The sequence below is a fragment of the Zoogloea sp. genome, from assembly GCF_044344315.1.
Taxonomy (GTDB): domain Bacteria; phylum Pseudomonadota; class Gammaproteobacteria; order Burkholderiales; family Rhodocyclaceae; genus Zoogloea.
Window position 1 is genome coordinate 1 of record NZ_JBIJDC010000102.1, and the last position, 17,407, is coordinate 17,407.

The following is a 17,407-nucleotide window of genomic DNA, read 5'->3' on the forward strand; positions in this document are numbered from 1 at the left end:
CCTTCCCATCCCGAACAGGACAGTGAAACGAGACCGCGCCAATGATAGTGCACTCGCGTGCGTGAAAGTAGGTCATCGTCAGACTTACCCCATCAAACCCCCTGCGCTTAAACGGCGACAGGGGGTTTGGCTTTTGATGGACAGAGCCGGAAAGGCTTGACCACTTCACCGGCAGCTCTCGGAGCTTCGGCCCCTGTGTCTGCATGTCGGGTTCGCGTTCTGTAGTAGCCTTGTCGGATTTTTGGATGCTAGCTCCTGGTATGACGCGAGGTGTGCCGCGCGGGCGTTTTCATCGCTGTAGACTCATTCGAGTGCTTGAGGATATGGCGGTGGCGGATCTTGCCGACTCACGGCAGTCACTCGGTGACAGACTGGGCCAATGGCTGGATTTCAAGGATGCGATCTCGCTCTATTCCGTATTGCATGGCGGCTCGTCGGACGGGATGGATCGGAGTGGTCAGGGTATGGATGTGTCTGGATTGCGCGCCGAGTTTGACCGCGTTCGCGCATCCCTAATGGATGCGATTCGTTCGGACAAGCAGCTGGATTCCAGCACAGTCGCTGCGTCAGCACATTTCTCTACTGAGAGCGCCGTCGAGTTCATCCCTTACCATCGGTCTTATCTCGCCCATCAGCGCAGCATGCAGACGGCGGTAGCCACTCTGCGTGCTCAGGTGCGTATGGCGGCGTCGACGTGCTCCCCCGCCTTGAGGCATCTGGCAGCGCTGGACGGAGAACTTGAGCGAGCCCTTGGCACACGTGAGCGAGGTTTGCTCGCTGCCTTGCCGACTTTTCTCGGCAAGCGCTTCGAGACCCTGATGAACCAGGCTACGGAGGGTGGCGATGATCTGGCACCTGGCGTCTGGCTGGCAGCCTTCTGCAGGGATATGCAGGCCGTATTGTTTGCGGAACTGGATCTTCGTTTGCAGCCGGCACTCGGGCTCCTGGAGGCGTTTGATAAGGAAGGTACAGGGTAACAATGAAGAACAGCATGTATTGGGGGGCCTTCGTCCTCGGACTGGCAGTCATCGCCTGGGTGGCGCTGGGCTATGTCGGGGGCAGCCCGCTGGCGCTGCTGATGACTTTGCTGATCGGCGTGGTCTATCTTGCAGGTGCGTTCGAGCTGAAGCGTTTCAATCAGGCGACTGCGTCCTTGTCGCAGGCATTGGCGTCCATTCCGGACGGCCTGTCGGCTCTCGACAGTTGGATCCTGAGCTTTCACCCCTCCCTGCATAACGCCGTGCGTCTGAGGGTCGAAGGTGAGAGGGTGGGATTGCCTGCACCATCGGTGACGCCCTATCTGGTGGGACTTCTTGTCTTGCTGGGCATGCTGGGAACCTTCCTGGGGATGGTGGTGACTCTCAATGGCGCGGTGCTGGCCCTGGAAAGCACGACCGACCTGCAGACCATCCGGGCGTCCCTTGCCGCGCCAGTGAAGGGCCTTGGGGTGGCTTTCGGAACGTCCGTGGCGGGGGTGGCGGCATCGGCCCTGCTCGGGCTGATGTCGACCCTGTGCCGGCGTGAGCGGCTGCAGGTCTCGCAGATGCTTGATTCCCGCATTGCCACGGTGCTGCGGGGGTTTTCCTTGGCATATCAGCGCCAGGAGACGTTCAAGGCCCTGCAGATGCAGGCTCAGGCCTTGCCCCATGTCGTGGACAAGCTCCACGGCATGATGGAGCAGATGGAGCGACACAGCCAGCAGCTGGGTGAGCGCCTGCTGGCCAGCCAGGAAAGCCATCACAGGGAAGCCCGGGTGATCTACGCCGAGCTCGCTGCATCCGTGGACGCCTCACTCAAGCACAGCCTGATGGAAAGCGCCCGGATTGCCGGCGATACCATTCGCCCGGCGGTGGAGACGACCATGTCAGGCATTGCGCAGGAGACGGCCACTTTGTATCAGAAGCTCGCCAGCACGGTCGAGGCGCAGCTCGACGGTGTCTCGGCCCGCTTCGACCGCTCGGTGAGTGCAGTCTCCGAGACCTGGACATGTGCGTTGGCGCGGCACGAGCAGACCGGCGATGCATTGAACAGCGAGCTGAAGCAGACCCTCACCGCCCATACGGACACCTTTGAGAGGCAGTCCGCGTCCTTGCTGGCGACGGTCGAGCGCACCCATGGCGCGCTGCAGGCAGATCTGGCCAGCGTCACCAGGACGCTGGTGGATGAGACAAAGACCTTGCATGCGGGGTTGACGCAGGCCACCCAGAGCCAGTTGGAAGAGCTGAGCAGCCGCTTCGAACGAACTGCCACCCAGGCAAGCGCAAGCTGGTCGGAGGCGCTCGGCCGGCATGAACAAAGCAGCATCAGCATGGGGCGCGAGACGCAGGCGGCGCTCGCGGCCACCGTCGGGCATTTCGAGCAAACGTCTGCCAGCCTGTTGGCCTCGGTGGGCGCCTCTCATGCGGCGCTGCAGGAGGCGTCGGCGGCCCAGGATCAACAGCGCCTCGATGCGCTCACGGAGGCGGTGGAGTCGATGGCTTCAAGCCTGCAGAAGGGGTGGCAAGCTGCGGGCGAGCAGGCCCACAATCGTCAGCAAGGGTTGTTCGCTGCGCTGGAAGAGAGTGCACGGCAGATTGGGGCCACGACCGCGGCTCAGGCGACCCGAACCATCGAAGAAGTTGCACACCTGATGCAGACCGCGTCCGAGGCACCCAAGGCGGCGGCAGAGGTGATTGCCCAGCTGCGTCAGGAGCTTTCCGCCAGCATGGCGCGCGACAACACGATGCTCCAGGAGCGCTCTCGCATCATGGAGACGCTGGGTACCCTGCTGGATGCCATCACGCACGCTTCCACCGATCAGCGGCAGGCTATTGACGCCTTGGTCGGCACGTCCGCAGCGCTGCTGGAACGTGTTGGTACCCGGTTCGAATCGCGGATGGAGGCGGAGGCGGGGCGGATGAACGGCATCGCGGCGCAGATTGAACTTGGTGCGGTCGAGGTGTCGAGCCTGAGTGAAGCCTTTGGGCATGGGGTTCATCTGTTCAGCGAATCCAACGAGAAGTTGATGGATGCGTTGGGGCGCATCGAGGCGGCCCTGTCGGCGTCCATGGCGAAGAGTGATGAGCAACTCGCCTATTACGTGGCCCAGGCGCGGGAGGTCATCGACCTGAGCATCATGTCGCAGAAGCAGGTCATCGAGGATCTGCAGGGGCTGGCCGGGAGAACCGCGCCCATGGCCGGCGGGGCGTGAGCATGGACGAGATCGACGGCGGCATCGAGCACGCCGCGCCAATCTGGGCCGTATTCGGCGACCTGATGTCGGGTCTGCTCGGTGCGTTCGTGCTGATCCTGGTGGGTGTGCTCGGCGTGCATCTGGAGCTGGCAAGCAGCCTGGAGACCGAGGTGCAGAAGCGCAAGGTCGAGGAGCAACGCCGAGTGGCTCTGGAGCAAGCCCTGGCAGGGCCCCTGGCCTCGGGCCGGGTAACCCTGAACAACGGGCGCATCGGCATCAGCGGCAGCGTGTTGTTTGCCCTCAATTCGGATCAGCTACAGCCGGAAGGCCGGGTGCTCCTCAAGACCCTGGCTGCGCCACTGACGGCCTACCTCGGCACCCGTGACGAGATGCTGATGGTCAGTGGCTTCACCGATGACCGGCCGGTACGCGACAGCAACCGCCAGTTTGATGACAACTGGGAGTTGTCGGCCCAGCGGGCGCTGACCGTCACCCGAACGCTGATCGAGGAGGGAATCCCGTCCTCCTCCATCTTTGCCGCCGCCTTCGGACCGGAGCAGCCGGTAGCGTCCAATGCCGATGCCCAGGGGCGTTCGCAGAACCGGCGGGTGGAGATGGCGCCTGTGCCCAAATCGTCGAAGGGGAGCGCAGGCACCCCCCCGGGGCCGGCGGCGGCGTCTCGTGACTGAAGTCGGCGATGTTCTGCAGGCCCTGCGTCTGCAGGGCGCGGCCCGCTTCGATCCGGTCCGCTTTCGGTTTATCGAGGCCCTGGCCGGCCGTGCCGCGTCGCGCCAGGGTGAGGCCAGACGCCTGCTCGACAGCAAGCTGGACGCCGCGCTGGAGGATTACCGCACGCGTTTCGAGCAGGCAAGTGCTGTTGCTGCTGGTGATCTCGCCCTTGCAATCAAAGATCATCCCGATGCCGCTGATGAACTGAGCCGCTGCCATCATGAGGGTGATTTCCGGCGCCTGAAGCACGCCTTGGTCAGGCTTCGTGTAGGTCAGGGCGCCCGCGTGTTTGGAGAACTCCTGGATCAGCTACGCCAGGTCCCCCGCGAGGCGCTGCCTGGAGCAGGGCGTGACGTTGGTGCGGAGGTGCATGAGCTCAGTGATGAGCTGAGATCGGTCGCCTGTTTCCGGGACGCCTGGCTGAAGCTCAGCGTCAATCAGCAACTCAGTTCGGCTCTGGCCCAGGCCCCCGACAACGCCGGCCCCCTCAACTCCCACATCCTGGCGCTGCAGTCCCTCGAACTGATGCGGGACACCTCGCCCGAATACCTCCAGCACTTCATGTCCTATGTGGATGGCTTGCTCTGGCTGGAACAGGCCGACAGTGGGTCCAGGCCGGCACCCAAGGTGGCCAAGGCGCGGGGTGAGCGCGACAAGGGGCGAAAGCCGGGGCGCGCCAGGCCCGGTTGAGTGTCCGCCGCCTTGCCGCAGTGCCGGTTCTACTGACAGGTGTCGAAATCTGCAGCGAGACGCCAGGCCACGCCGCGGCGTATGGAGAAGGAGCAGCCGGTCCTGGCCCGCACTTCATCCAGGCTGACGCCCGGTTGCAGTTCGATCAGGGTGAGTCCAGCCCCCGGATTGACCTCAAACACGCAGAGTTCGGTGATTATCATGTGGACTACCCCTTTGCCGGTCAGCGGCAGCGTGCAGTGGGAGCGGATCTTGGGCGTGCCGTCCCGGGCGGTGTGTTCCATCAGCACGATCACGCGTCCGACGCCGGAGACAAGATCCATGGCGCCACCCGGGCCCTTGACCATCTTGCCAGGCACCATCCAGTTGGCCAGGTCACCGGTTGCCGAGACTTCCAGGCCGCCGAGGATGGACAGGTCCACATGCCCGCCGCGGATCATGGCAAAGGAGTCGGCACTGGAGAAGAAGCTGCTGCCCGGCAGGCTGGTGATGGTCTGCTTGCCGGCGTTGATGAGGTCCGGGTCGATGTCCTCGTCCGGCGGGAAGGGGCCAATGCCGAGCAGACCGTTCTCCGACTGCAGGGTCACCTGCATGCCATCGGGGATGAAATTGGCGACCAGGGTCGGAATGCCGATGCCCAGGTTCACGTAGTAGCCGTTGCGTAGTTCCTGGGCGGCTCGCCGGGCCATGGCGTCGCGTACCGGGTCGTGCTTGCCCGGGGAGGCGGCACCCGCTGTGGTGCGGAACTCGATGCGCTTTTCGTAGGCGCTGCCCTGGATGATGCGGTCCACGTAGATGCCGGGGGTGTGGATCTGATCGGGGTCCAGCTGGCCGGGCTCAACCAGCTCCTCGACCTCGGCGATGGTCGTGCGGCCGCAGGTAGCGATCATCGGATTGAAGTTGCGCGCGGTCTTGCGGAAGACCAGGTTGCCGGCGCGGTCACCCTTCCAGGCTTTGACGATGGCCAGGTCGGCATGGATGGCGGGTTCGAGTACGTATTCGCGGCCGTCGAAGAGGCGGGTTTCCTTGCCTTCCGCCAGCCGAGTGCCGAAGGCGGTGCGGGTGAAGAAGCCGGGAATGCCGGCGCCGCCGGCCCGCAGCCTTTCGGCCAGAGTGCCCTGGGGGACCAGTTCCAGCTCCAGTTCGCCGGCCAGGACCTGGCGCTCGAACTCCTTGTTTTCGCCCACATAGGAGGCGACCACCTTCTTCACCTGACGCGTCTTGAGTAGCGGCCCCATGCCGAAGTCGTCCACCCCGGCGTTATTGCCGACGATGGTCAGCCCGCGGGTACCGGCGCGCAAGAGCGCGGCGATGAGGTTCTCCGGGATGCCGCACAGGCCGAAGCCGCCGGCGGCGATGGTCATGCCGTCGAAGAGGAGGCCGTCGAGGGCGGCGTCGCTCGTTGGGAATACCTTGTTCATTGGGTGCAGTCCCCGATGTGCTGTTGGATGTGTTGTGGTGTGGGGCGGCGGTCGGGAGGGGGCCGCCGCCCCGGATCAGGCCTGGGCGGGCCTCAGTCGGCGCGTTCGGGGACCGGCAGATGCACCCATTCCTTATAGAAGGCCTCGATGTCCGGTTCGAAGTCATGGATCACCGGATACCACGGGGTCGGTGCCTCGACGTCGTGCAGGGTGCCGCAGGTGGGGCAGTAGTACTCCCGGTAGACCTGCCACTGGGTATCCGGCGCCATCAGCTTCGGATAGACCTCGGTCATCGCCTCTTCGGTGTCGCGCACGTAGATCGAGGCGTGCAGCTTCCAGTTCTCCCTGTAGTCGCAGAACTCGTGGCCGCAGTCGCACTTGATGATCCACTGCTTGGTCTTGGCCGACTGCACGATGTACATGTGCGGTGCCAGCGGCAGCACGATGCGGTCCTTGAAGCTGACCTTGGCCTGCAAGGCCGCGACATACTGCTCGAAGCGGCTGTTGTCCTTGGGCATGGACAGCATGCGGAAAGTGGTTTCCCAGTCCAGCGAGCCTTCGACCAGATGGGCGACCTGTTCATTCGTGTATGACATTTCTTGCTCCTTGATTCGGGGTGTCGTTGGGACGGACGGTCACTCTTCGACCTGGACGACGGTGGTGACGTCGGGCATCAGCGAGAGGTCCATGCGGTGCTTGGAGCCGTAGGTGGGCACGCCCAGCTCTTCTTCCAGCACCTGCCAGTCGGCCGGCAGGTTCCAGAAGTCCTTGAACTGCTGGGTGAACTTCTCGGACAGGGCAAAGCTGGTGGCGAACATGTGCTGCACCTGCACGGCAGCGTGCTTGTTGAGGATGCGTTCGCGTTCTTCCTTCATCCACTCGCGGGTCGGCAGGGCGCGGGCCAGGCGTTCCTTGCGGATCTCGGCACGGCGGGCCTGGGTCCGCGCCGGATCGACCGTGAACACGCCCTTGGCGTCCTGGGTGAACACCGCGCCATAGACCTTCTGCGCGTACTCCGGCAGCAGGAACTTCTGGTTGAGGTCGTTCTCGATGGCCTTGACCTCGCGGTCGATGGGGTCGCCGAAGCCGGGGCCGCCGCGCAGGTAGTTGAGGTAGAGGTCGTGGTTGTCGTAGCAGTCTTCGGTGGTGATGCACTGCTTGTCGCGCTTGACCACGGCGGTGGCGTCCAGGTGGCGCTCGTAGTCGGGGCGGGACGGGTCGAGGTCGCCACCGAGGGGCAGGGAGTCACCGATGGCGATGCGCTCCTTGAGGCCGGTCTTGTGGGCTTCGAAGCGGTAGCCGGTGGCCGAGGGGTAGCCGCCCATCATGCCCCAGTCGCTGTTCATGAAGCCGTTGCCCATGAAGAACATGGTCCAGTCCTGGGCGTTCCACACCATGCGCAGGGTCTCGAAACCGCAGCCGCCGCGGTACTTGCCGTAGCCGCCGGAGTTGGCCTTGACGTTGCGGCCGAGGTAGAGGAGCGGCTCGGCCATTTCCCAGATCTCGATGTCACCCATGTCGCCTTCCGGGTTCCAGATGGCGGCGGCGTGGTTGAGGCCGTCCTTGACGGCGCAGGCGCCGGTGCCGCAGGAGCTGGCCTCGAAGCTGTTCACCGCGTGGATCTCGCCGTCCTGGTTGATGCCGCCGCCCTGCAGCCAGTTGGAGGTGTTGGCGTTGCCGGCGTTGACCTCCTCCAGGTAGCCGCGGCTGAAGTAGGACTGGGACAGTCCGCGCCACAGGGCGGCCCAGCCGGACACCAGGAAGTGCCAGGCGTAGGCGTGGCCGGTGCGGCGGTCGTCCGGGTTGCACCAGGTGCCCTTGGGCAGGCGGAACTCGGTGGCGTAGTAGGCGCCGTCGTTGATGCGCTGGGTGGGCACCAGGGTCTGGCACATCATCACCCAGATCCCGGAGGTGAAGGCCACCTGGTGGGCGTTGAAGGTGTGCCAGCCCCAGCGGCTGGCGCCCTCGAAGTCGAGCCGCCACTTGCCGTCCGGCTTGATGGTCATCTCGCAGGGCGAGTGCATGATCGAGTCGAGCTTGGCGAAGGCGTTGGAGACCTGCACGTCGTCATGCTTGTAGGGCACGTCGACGAAGGACACCTTGCGGTACTTGCCGGGCAGGGTCATGGCCTTGATGCGGCTCATCAGGCCGCGGCGGCCTTCCTCGATGACCTCGTGGGAGAACTTCATGTAGGCGTCGAGGCCGTCGGCGCGGATCACGTCCTCGACCAGCTCGCGGATCATGTGGCAGCCGGCGATGCGGGTCTTCTCGTCGAGGATCCAGTACTTGGGGGTGCGTACCGAGCGTTGGGATTCGTGCAGCCAGTCGCGCAGGGGCTCGTCGTTCACACCGGTCTTGCGGCAGGTGATCATGTAGCCGTCGCCGAAGCGCTGGGTCTGGCCGGTGGACATGGAGCCCGGGGTCACCGAGCCGGTGTCGATGACGTGGGTGACGCCGCCGACCCAGCCGATCAGCTTGCCTTCCCAGAAGATCGGCACGATGGTGGCGATGTCGCAAGGGTGGACGTTGCCGATGGCACAGTCGTTGGTGGTGAACATGTCACCGGGGTTGATTGTCGGGTTGGCCTCCCAGTTGTTCTCGATCATGTACTTGATCGCCGCGCCCATGGTGCCGACGTGGATGATGATGCCGGTGGAGGTCAGGACGCAGTCGCCGGCGGCGTTGTAGAGGGTGAAGCAGAGTTCGCCTTCCTGCTCGACGATGGGGCTGGCGGCGATCTTCTTGGCGGTTTCGCGGGCGTGCACCAGGCCGCCGCGCAGCTTGGAGAACAGCTTCTCGTAGCCGATCGGGTCGCTGTCGCGCAGCTCCAGCTTTTCCAGCCCGTTGTAATAGCCGCTGCTCTGGGTGCGTTCGATGATGGCGTCGCGGTGCTGCTTGAGGGTCAGGCCGCTGGCCAGCAGGTTGCCGATGCCGAATTCCTTGTTGCTCATCATGTTCATGATTGGTCTCCTCACTTCACTTCTTTGAGATGGAACAGGCGGTGCTTGTCGATGGTGGTTTCAAAACCATCGGGCACGACGAAGGTGGTGGCATCGGATTCGATGATGGCGGGGCCGGTGATGTGGTTGCCGGCCTTAAGGGATTCCATCTTCCACAGGGCGGCCTCGACCCACTTCTTGTGGCGGTAGAAGGGGCGGGTGCCGAGGTAGGCCTCCTGAGGTGGCGTCGGGCCGGCATCCGGGTCTTCGGGCAGAACCGGTTTCTGCGTCACGACCATGCCGCGCAGGATGGCGCCGGTGATCGAGAAGCCCAGCTCCGGCGAGCGGGCCGAGCTGGCATAGACGCGGCCGTAGGTGGTCTCGAAGCTGTCGACGATCTTGTCCCAGTCCGCAGCCGTGCCGGCACTGCTCACCGGCGAGACGATCTCCAGGTCGTTGAGCTGGCCCATGTACTGCATCTTGTAGCCGGGGATCAGCATCACATCTTCGGGTTTGAAGCCGTTGATGACGAACTCGTCGATGACCTTGACCGCCAGTTCCTCCCAGGCCGCCTGCAGGGTGGTGCAGGCTGCAGCCTTCTGGGCGTCGGGGGCGAACTGGGCGACACCCAGATCCACCGACTTGTCGTAGCGGTACTCAAAGTCGGCACAGGCGCAGCCGAAGGCCGAGAAGCCGGCCGCCCAGGCGGGCACCACCACGTCCTTGAAGCCGACGCCTTCGGTGTAGCCGTAGGTGTGCACCGGGCCGGCACCGCCGTAGGAGAAGCAGGTGAACTCGGCCGGGTTGTAGCCCTTGGCGCTGATGTTGGCGCGCAGGTATTCGGACAGAGTCAGGTCGAGCAGCTCGATGACGCCGGCGGCGGCATCTTCCACCGACAGGCCCAGCGGGTCGGCGATCTGCGCCTTGATGTGGTCGCGGGCGCGCTGCACGTCCAGCTTGATGGCGCCACCCAGGAAGTTGTCCGGGTTGAGGTAGCCCAGCACCACGTGGCAGTCGGACACCGACACCGTGTCCAGCCCGCTCTCCGGCCAGCAGGTGCCGACCCGGTAGCCGGCGGAGTCGGGGCCGAGCTTGATCGACTTGCTGTAGGGGTCGAGGCGCACGAAGCTGCCGGCGCCGGCACCCACCGAGTCCATCGCCACCAAGGGCAGGGACAGCACCAGGCGGGCCATGTCCGGGTCGGACTTGATGGCGAAGCTGCCCTTGGTGATCAGGGCCACGTCGAAGCTGGTGCCCCCGATGTCCGAGCAGGCGATGTTCTCGTCGCCCAGGTATTCGCCGAGCAGCTTGGAGCCGATGACCCCGCCGATGGGGCCGGAGACGATGGTACGGGCCAGCTCCTTGGCCTTCCAGCTGATGGTGCCGCCGTGGGTGGCCATGACCCGCAGGTCGAACTTGGCGCCGTGCTTCTTGAAGCGGTCGCTGACCTTCTTGAGCGTCTGGCGGGAGGGCTCGGCGCCGTAGGCCTCGAGGATGGTGGTGTTCATCCGGTGGCTTTCCTTGCGCGAGGGGTAGTAATCCACCGAGGCGAACACCGGGATGTCGGACTTCAGCCGCTGCAGTTCTTCCCGCACGATGTCCCGGGCGCGCTGCTCGCTGGTCTCGTTCTTGTGGGACTGGAGCAGGCAGATGACGACGGCCTGGGCGCCGGCTTCGACCAGCTCGCGGGTGGCCTGGCGCACCTCCTCCTCACGCAGGGGAATGACGATCCGGCCCTGCACGTCGGTGCGTTCGGTGACGCCGCGGGTGCGCGACACCGGTACCAGCGGCTCGTCGTAGCGGTGGGTGTTGAGGTGGATGCGGTCCTCCAGGGCGTAGCCCAGGTAGCTCTGCAGGGCGCGGCCCATGGAGTGGATCTGTTCGAAGCCCCGGTTGCAGATCAGGCCGACGTCGAGGCCCTTGCGCATCAGGATGCGGTTGAGCATGGCGGTCCCGGAATAGACGCAGGTGACCAGTTCCGGATAGACGTCATCCACCTCCCGGCCCCAGTGCGCCAAGGCGTCGACCGACGAGTTGTAGATGGCCAGGGATTCGTCGCCGGGATTGCTCTGTGCCTTGCCGACCACGAAGCGCCCGTCGGCGCGGACGAAGAAGGTGTCGGTCATCGTGCCTCCGGCATCGATGCCCATCACCTGCACGTTTGACTGCTGGACTTGCATGTCGTGTCTCCTGTCATTGGTGTGTGTGGTGCGAAGCGCCACGTCTCTTTCATGGCAATGGGCGGGCCAGGGCGGCTGGCAGCAGCGGACAAGCGACGGGAAGGCCTTGTGCTGCAAGCTTCTCCGCGATTTGGCATGGCGCCAGAGGTGGAGGCTGAAAGCGGGGTCAATCTGTCCGGAATCCTGAATCGGGCTGTCCGGTGTCCGGAATCCGGACACTTTCCGGGACTTCTGTTGCGTTGCACAAGTTATTGATATAAAAGAAGATTTATTGACTTAATGGTTCAATGAAGCTAGCTTATTCAGAGAGATTCGACGTTCTTTCAACCTGCCTGCCCGAGCGCCCCATGCCCTTTTCCCACTGCGGTACCCTGATTCCCCGGATCGGTGACGACCACGTCGTCGCGACCGCCTGGGAGCGCTTCCTGCAGCATCAGTCGGTGCAGGTCGGCGGGGTGCGTAGCGTGGTTCTGAGTTCCTGGCAGCGCTGCCGCTCCGAGGCGGTCAATCCGGAGAGCCGCTGTGCGCCCTCGGTGGCCCATGAACGGGTGCACCAGTTGCTCGGCGAACACCGGGAGCTGTGCGATGCGGCCCGTCCGGTCCTGGATGGGCTGCGGGACATCCTCCGGGAGTGTGGCTCCCTGATCATGCTCACCGACCCGGGGGGCACCATCCTTGAACTCAATGGAGAGTCGCGGGCCCGCAGCGCGGGGGAGGGCGTCAATCTGGCGACGGGCGGCTGCTGGAACGAAGAGCTGATCGGGACCAATGCCATCGGCACCACGATCGCCACGGGCATGCCGGTGCAGATCCACGCCAGCGAGCACTTCTGTGTCGACGTCAAACGGTGGACCTGCGCGGCGGCGCCCATCCTCGACCCCCTGGGCCGGACCCTCCTGGGTGTGGTGGACGTGTCCGGGGTCAAGGAGACCTTCCATGGCCACAGCCTGGCCCTGGTGATGGCGGCGGCCAAACAGATCGAAGGCGAGCTGGCCCGGCGTGATGGCATCCTGCATGCGCGGCTGCTCGCCCGGGCGATGGATGACTTCATCCGCTACGGCACCGATTGCCTGATGCTCTGCGATCCCCGTGGCCGGGTGGTGCGGACCTCGGGCAGCGTGCAGGCGGCGCGGGAGCACCACGGCGTACGACTCCCCTTCGAGGTTGGCGCCCAACTGGTGGCCCTCAACCTGGGTCTCGCCGAGGCAGACCGCCGGCGGGCCCGGCCGGCCTGGCTGCAGCCCGAATGGCTGCACCCGGTGAAGGACGGCGAAACGGTGTTGGGGACGCTGCTGGTGATTCCCCTGGGGGCAGGCGGCCACCGGGCCCCGTCGTCATCGGCGCGGGCCCTTGCGGTCGGCGATGGGGCGACGGATGCCTTTGCCGAGATCATCGGTGAGAGCGAGGTGTTGCAGGCGTCCAAGGCACGTGCGCGACGGATTGCGCCCCTCGATCTTCCCGTGCTCCTGCTGGGTGAGACCGGCGCCGGCAAGGAGCTCTTTGCCCGCGCCCTGCATGGGGCGGGGGGGCGGCCTGGTGGTCCCTTCGTGGCCGTCAATTGTGGTGCCCTGACGCGGGAGCTACTGGCCAGCGAGCTCTTCGGCTACGTCGAGGGCGCCTTCACGGGCGCCCGCCGGGGCGGCCTGGCAGGAAAGTTCGAACAGGCCGACGGGGGGACGCTCTTTCTCGATGAAGTGGGCGAGATGCCCCTCGACCTGCAGCCCCACCTGCTGCGGGTGCTCCAGGATGGGCAGGTGGTGCGCCTGGGGGATGTCCGTCAGCGCAAGGTGGCGGTCCGCATCGTGGCGGCCACCAACCGGGATCTGCTGACCGAAGTCGAAGCCGGGCGCTTCCGGGAGGACCTTTATCACCGGCTGTGTGCCGTGAGCCTGAGTCTGCCGGCCCTGCGGGAGCGTCCTGGCGATATCGACACCATCGTGGAACACCTCAACCAGAGCCTGGCGGCCAAGTATGGCTGTGCTCCGAAGGCGCTGGATCCGGCGGTCCGCGGGGCATTTCAATGCTATCGCTGGCCCGGCAACATCCGTGAGCTCCGCAACGTGTTTGAGGCCATGTTTGCCCTCAGCGATGGGGAGGGCATCGATGTCGCTCAGTTGCCACCGGCCATTGCCCGGGCGCTGGCCGAGCATGCTGAAGGGCTGGGCAAGCCCTGTGCGGCAGGCGGAACGGGGCGTCTTGAGCAGGTGGAGCATCAGGCCGTGGTGGACGCCATCGCCCATGCCCACGGCAATATGTCGCTGGCAGCGCGAACCTTGGGCATCTCGCGGAGTACCCTCTACGTCAAGCTGGCCGCCATCCGCGCGCGGGAGGCGAGACATTAGCCTGCCCGGGGACACCAGGGCCATCGGGCAGGAAGAGCCTCCTGCCGACCTTCAGTCCAGCCAGCGCAGCAACATGGCGTAGAGCCGATCGGGCACGACTGGCTTGGGCAGGAAGTCGTTCATGCCGGCGGCCATGCAATTGGCGCGGTCTTCACTGAAGACATTGGCTGTCATGGCCAGGATGGGAACGGACTGACAACCGGGGTGCCGGCGAATGCCACGTGTGGCGGTGAGTCCGTCCATTCGGGGCATCTGCATGTCCATCAGGATAATGTCGTAGGCTTTTTCCGTTGCCATCCGGACGGCCTGTTGGCCGTCATCGGCAGTGTCGACGGCCAGCCCCATGTTTGACAGAAGCTCCTCCGCCACCATCTGACACACCGGTTCGTCTTCCACCAGCAGGACAGACTTGCCCGGGCCGATGGCCATCAGCCGGGCCTCTATCTGGGCCAGATCCGACAGCCCTGTGCCTGTCCCGGGCGGAGCACAACGTTCCAGCCGGGCCGTCAGCCAGAAGGTGCTGCCCTGGCCCGGCGTGCTGCTGACCCCCACTTCCCCGCCCATCAGTTCGGCGAGGCGCTGGGTGATTGCCAGGCCCAGGCCGGTGCCGCCATATTTCCGTGTCGTGGAGCTGTCGGCCTGCTCAAAGGCGTGAAAGATCTTGCCGATCGCAGCAGGTGGAATACCAATTCCCGTGTCTTCAACCTCGAAACGTACCATCACACTGGTGCCGTCCTCCGCATCGAGGCTAGCCCTTACGGTGATACACCCTTGCTGGGTGAACTTGATGGCGTTACCCACGTAATTGAGCAGCGCCTGGCGTAATCGTGTGCCATCACCGATGACACCCGGCAGATCCACAACGGCGTCCGCCTTCAGGTGGATCCCCTTGCCTGCGGCCCGGTCGTTCATGATCGACACCACGTTGTCGAGCAAGGTCTGCAGGTGGATGGGTTCGGCACCAAGGGTCAGTTTGCCAGCCTCGATCTTGGACAGATCCAGGATCGAATCGATGATCTCCAGCAGGTGCTTGCTGGCGGCGGTAATCTTATTTAGGCGATCGGTTTGCTCGGGTGTCGCACCGGACTTCTGCATCAAGTAGGCCATGCCAGTGATGGCGTTCAGGGGCGTACGGATCTCGTGGCTCATGTTGGCCAGGAAGGTGCTCTTCGCGATGTTCGCCGCTTCGGCGGCGTTGCGCGCTGTTTCGAGCTCCTCGGTGCGCTTCTGGACGAGCTCCTCCAGGTGCGCCCGGTGCATGTCCAGCTCATGCTCCAGTGTCTTGGTGGCGGTCACATCCGTGACAAACCCGTACCACACCGTGCCGCCGTCATCTCCCCGCTCCGGCATCGCGTCCACGTGCAGCCATTTGAGCGGCCCGTTCTCCAGTTGAATGCGGTAGTCCACGAGCCAGCGTTGCATGGTTTCGGCGGACTGTTGGAGGGAGGCAAAAAACCGGTCGCGATCCTCCTGCACGAGCAGCTTGCGGATACTTGAAGCGTTGTTCTCCACCGTGTCCGAACTGACCCCGTAGAGGCTGCGCACGGCCTCGCTGGCAAAGGGAAAGGCACCGGTCCCGTCGGGGTGCTGGCGGTACTTGAACACCATCCCGGGGACGTGGGTCAGGATCTTGCGCACCTGCTCGGTCGCCGCCACCCGCGTCAGAAGGGACTCCTGGTCCGTGATGGCCTTGAGCAGTCCGTTAAAGGCATTGGCCAGCTTGCCGATTTCATCGTCCCGTTCGACCGGCAGGGCCTCCCGTGGCCGCTGGCCCTGGCGCATCTCATCCAGCAGGACGGCTGATTTCTCGAGTGGTCGCAGCTGGCGACGTACCCACCACCATGCGACAAAGCCTGTCAGAAGGGTCAGCACCACAGCTGCCACCATCAATCGCAGCTGGATCTGACGTGCGACCAGGAAGGCCTCCCGGGTCGGCAGGACCGATTGCATGAGCCAGCTGGTCTGACCGATCTTCACCGAGGACGAGAGCTCCTCGACACCGCGGGAGCTCACCGCTATGCCTGATCCCTCGTGTCCGGCGATGTAGCGGTCGTAGATCGGATTCACCCCTTCTGCGGGACCCGCACTCATGATCCGGCGCTTGTCGGACGAGGCGATGTAGGTCCGCGTCCGGCTGTCGGTGATCACGAAATCTCCGGTGTGCCCGTACTTTGCCCTGCTGATCTGGTCGAGGAAATTGGGTTCCTGCAGGTTCGTCACGCCAAGCACTGCACCCCGAAATCGACCGTCAGCGCCATGGATGGGCATCGCAAAGGTAATCAAGGGCACGCCGGTTCGGCGGCCGACCATGGGAGGCGTGATGATCGGCGCAATTGTTGTCCGCAGGGCCGTGAAGTAAGCCCGGTCACCATAGGCAGTACCCACACGATCCAGATGAGTGGGCACACTGGCCCGGGCGATGCCGTCCACGTCCACGACGATCACGCCCCAGTTGAACAGCGCTTCGACCCCCGCCTGTGCCTCAAGCATCGACTGGACCTGGGCTGCAGTCGGGTTCGGCAAGGCCGCCAGACGTCGGGCCAGCTGGCTCAGAACGCCATTGCGTTCATCAAGGGAGCGGTCGATCTCCGAGGCAATGATGGAAATGGTCGAGAATTGCTGTGCGGAGATGACGGCCTCCATGTCCGAACGAACGTACCGGCCTATCCCCAGCGCGACGATCCAGATCGATACCACCGACGCGAACAGCGCCCCGGCCACCAGCCGGGTTCTCAGGGATTGCCACGAAAGGCTGCTCACTGCCGGATCTCCACCGGGTTTTCTCCTGTCTGCTTGTGCGTTCCACCTGTGGCGAATCGCAGGGGATCAGGGCATTACGGACGGGATGGAGAAAGGTTGAGCCGTTGGGCAGGGGATGGAGGTTTGCCTGCGCGCGGAGTCAGGCGGAAACAGTGGGTTCGATGGAGCTCGCAGCGCACGAGACCGGTACTCATGGACCTGCTGCAGAAGCGGGTCATTGAGACCGACGAGATCGCGGTGCTCCACGCCTCGTCCGCGTTTGAGACGGGTTGCTCGTTATGTTGAGCGATCTCAATCAAACCTTGATTTCCGCATTCCGCTCCACGTCGGTCAAATCAAAACGCCTGGCGCACAATCCGAAGACGGAGTCATTCAAACGGCAGCGGGAGCTGTCCGCGAGTTAGCGCAGCGAGGGGGCGATGTCAGATCGTCCGGCAATCAGGCCGCAGAATGACCACGCTGTGGGCCATAAAACAAAAATGGGCCAGATCTTTCGATCCAACCCATTGATTTGTTTGGCGCGCCCGACGCCTTCGGAGGGTTGTCAATAATATCTGTTTAGAACGGATAAAATGCGCATGAATAGTGGTAAATAGTTGAATATTTGACGCTATGATCGGGGTGAAGCACTTTGATGGCATCCCCAACGCGCACCCTTGAGCCCACAATTTGACGCTAGATACCCGCTCTGAGGCCCCCCAGCCTCTGCCCACTTCCACGACCCGTGCTCTCTCAGACACTTGGCGCCCCCTCGTAGATTGGGCTGACGCCGCAGGCTGTCTTGATACGCTTCGGCTGCTCGTGCTCGTTTGCCAAAGCCAGAGGAACCCGGAGTGGCTTGGCACAGCCTTGCATACTATCGCGACCTCAAGGGCGCGTCTGATCCTAGGTGATTGGTCTGCCTGCATTCCAGAGCTTGAGCCGCTGTACACCCTGGCAAGCCAGGTGAGCATCACCACTTCGCCTGGGGTACCCCCGGCCTTGCCGACGTCCGTCCCGCCAGAGCGGCAGCTCCATGGGAGCCTCTCGAACGCCTTCATTATCGCATCTCTGATCGATCCTGTGTCAGGTGACACATTAAATTGACCCCCTGGCGACAGGAAGAATTGACCCCCTGAACGCACACCAGGAGGAGTCATGAAGGCAGCAAGAGAGCAGCATCCGGGCCTGCGAG

The 17,407-nt window shown here is 64.1% G+C and carries 10 protein-coding genes and 1 pseudogene; 5 read left to right on the forward strand and 6 right to left on the reverse strand.

The features are described 5' to 3' along the window. Nucleotides 1-260 precede the first annotated feature (260 nt). From ACIQ09_RS17820 to ACIQ09_RS17835, 4 genes are read left to right on the forward strand one after another with little or no spacing between them, the layout of a single operon-like run. Entirely contained in the window at nt 261-977 is a 717-nt protein-coding gene (locus tag ACIQ09_RS17820) for a DUF3348 domain-containing protein (protein ID WP_398313026.1), read from the forward strand. A 2-nt stretch (nt 978-979) separates the two neighbouring features. Further along, the gene (locus ACIQ09_RS17825) at nt 980-3,190 is read left to right on the forward strand and encodes a DUF802 domain-containing protein (protein WP_398313010.1); all 2,211 of its coding nucleotides are present in this window, start codon (nt 980-982) and stop codon (nt 3,188-3,190) included. A gap of 2 nt (nt 3,191-3,192) precedes the next feature. Next, a complete protein-coding gene (locus tag ACIQ09_RS17830; RefSeq protein WP_398313012.1) occupies nt 3,193-3,861 on the forward strand; it encodes an OmpA family protein in 669 nt (222 codons plus the stop codon). Next, nucleotides 3,854-4,591, forward strand: a complete 738-nt coding sequence (locus ACIQ09_RS17835) for a DUF2894 domain-containing protein (protein WP_398313014.1) — start codon at nt 3,854-3,856, stop codon at nt 4,589-4,591. The genes ACIQ09_RS17830 and ACIQ09_RS17835 overlap by 8 nt, the downstream gene beginning before the upstream one ends. Before the next feature lie 29 nt (nt 4,592-4,620). Here the strand turns inward: ACIQ09_RS17835 and ACIQ09_RS17840 are convergent, their stop codons facing one another. From ACIQ09_RS17840 to ACIQ09_RS17860, 5 genes and pseudogenes are all read right to left on the reverse strand, one after another. Next, nucleotides 4,621-5,280, reverse strand: a complete 660-nt coding sequence (locus ACIQ09_RS17840; RefSeq protein ID WP_398313028.1) for a 3-oxoacid CoA-transferase subunit B — start codon at nt 5,278-5,280, stop codon at nt 4,621-4,623. Between the two features lie 48 nt (nt 5,281-5,328). After that, nucleotides 5,329-6,012 (reverse strand): annotated as a pseudogene (locus ACIQ09_RS17845) (CoA transferase subunit A); the annotation flags it as partial. 92 nt (nt 6,013-6,104) lie between these two features. After that, nucleotides 6,105-6,608 (reverse strand): acetone carboxylase subunit gamma, encoded by a 504-nt coding sequence (locus ACIQ09_RS17850; protein ID WP_398313016.1) that lies wholly within the window; start codon nt 6,606-6,608, stop codon nt 6,105-6,107. 39 nt (nt 6,609-6,647) lie between these two features. Continuing rightward, nucleotides 6,648-8,972, reverse strand: a complete 2,325-nt coding sequence (locus tag ACIQ09_RS17855) for a hydantoinase B/oxoprolinase family protein (protein ID WP_398313018.1) — start codon at nt 8,970-8,972, stop codon at nt 6,648-6,650. An 11-nt stretch (nt 8,973-8,983) separates the two neighbouring features. Beyond that, nucleotides 8,984-11,131 carry a hydantoinase/oxoprolinase family protein gene (locus ACIQ09_RS17860; RefSeq protein WP_398313020.1) on the reverse strand — a complete coding sequence of 716 codons (2,148 nt, stop codon included), beginning with the start codon at nt 11,129-11,131 and terminating at the stop codon, nt 8,984-8,986. 347 nt (nt 11,132-11,478) lie between these two features. On the opposite strand from ACIQ09_RS17860, the gene ACIQ09_RS17865 reads away from it, so the two are divergent. Then, a complete protein-coding gene (locus tag ACIQ09_RS17865; protein ID WP_398313022.1) occupies nt 11,479-13,473 on the forward strand; it encodes a sigma-54-dependent Fis family transcriptional regulator in 1,995 nt (664 codons plus the stop codon). A gap of 51 nt (nt 13,474-13,524) precedes the next feature. Here ACIQ09_RS17865 and ACIQ09_RS17870 read toward each other — a convergent pair whose 3' ends face one another. Continuing rightward, nucleotides 13,525-16,194, reverse strand: a complete 2,670-nt coding sequence (locus tag ACIQ09_RS17870; RefSeq protein WP_398313024.1) for an ATP-binding protein — start codon at nt 16,192-16,194, stop codon at nt 13,525-13,527. Nucleotides 16,195-17,407: the final 1,213 nt, after the last annotated feature.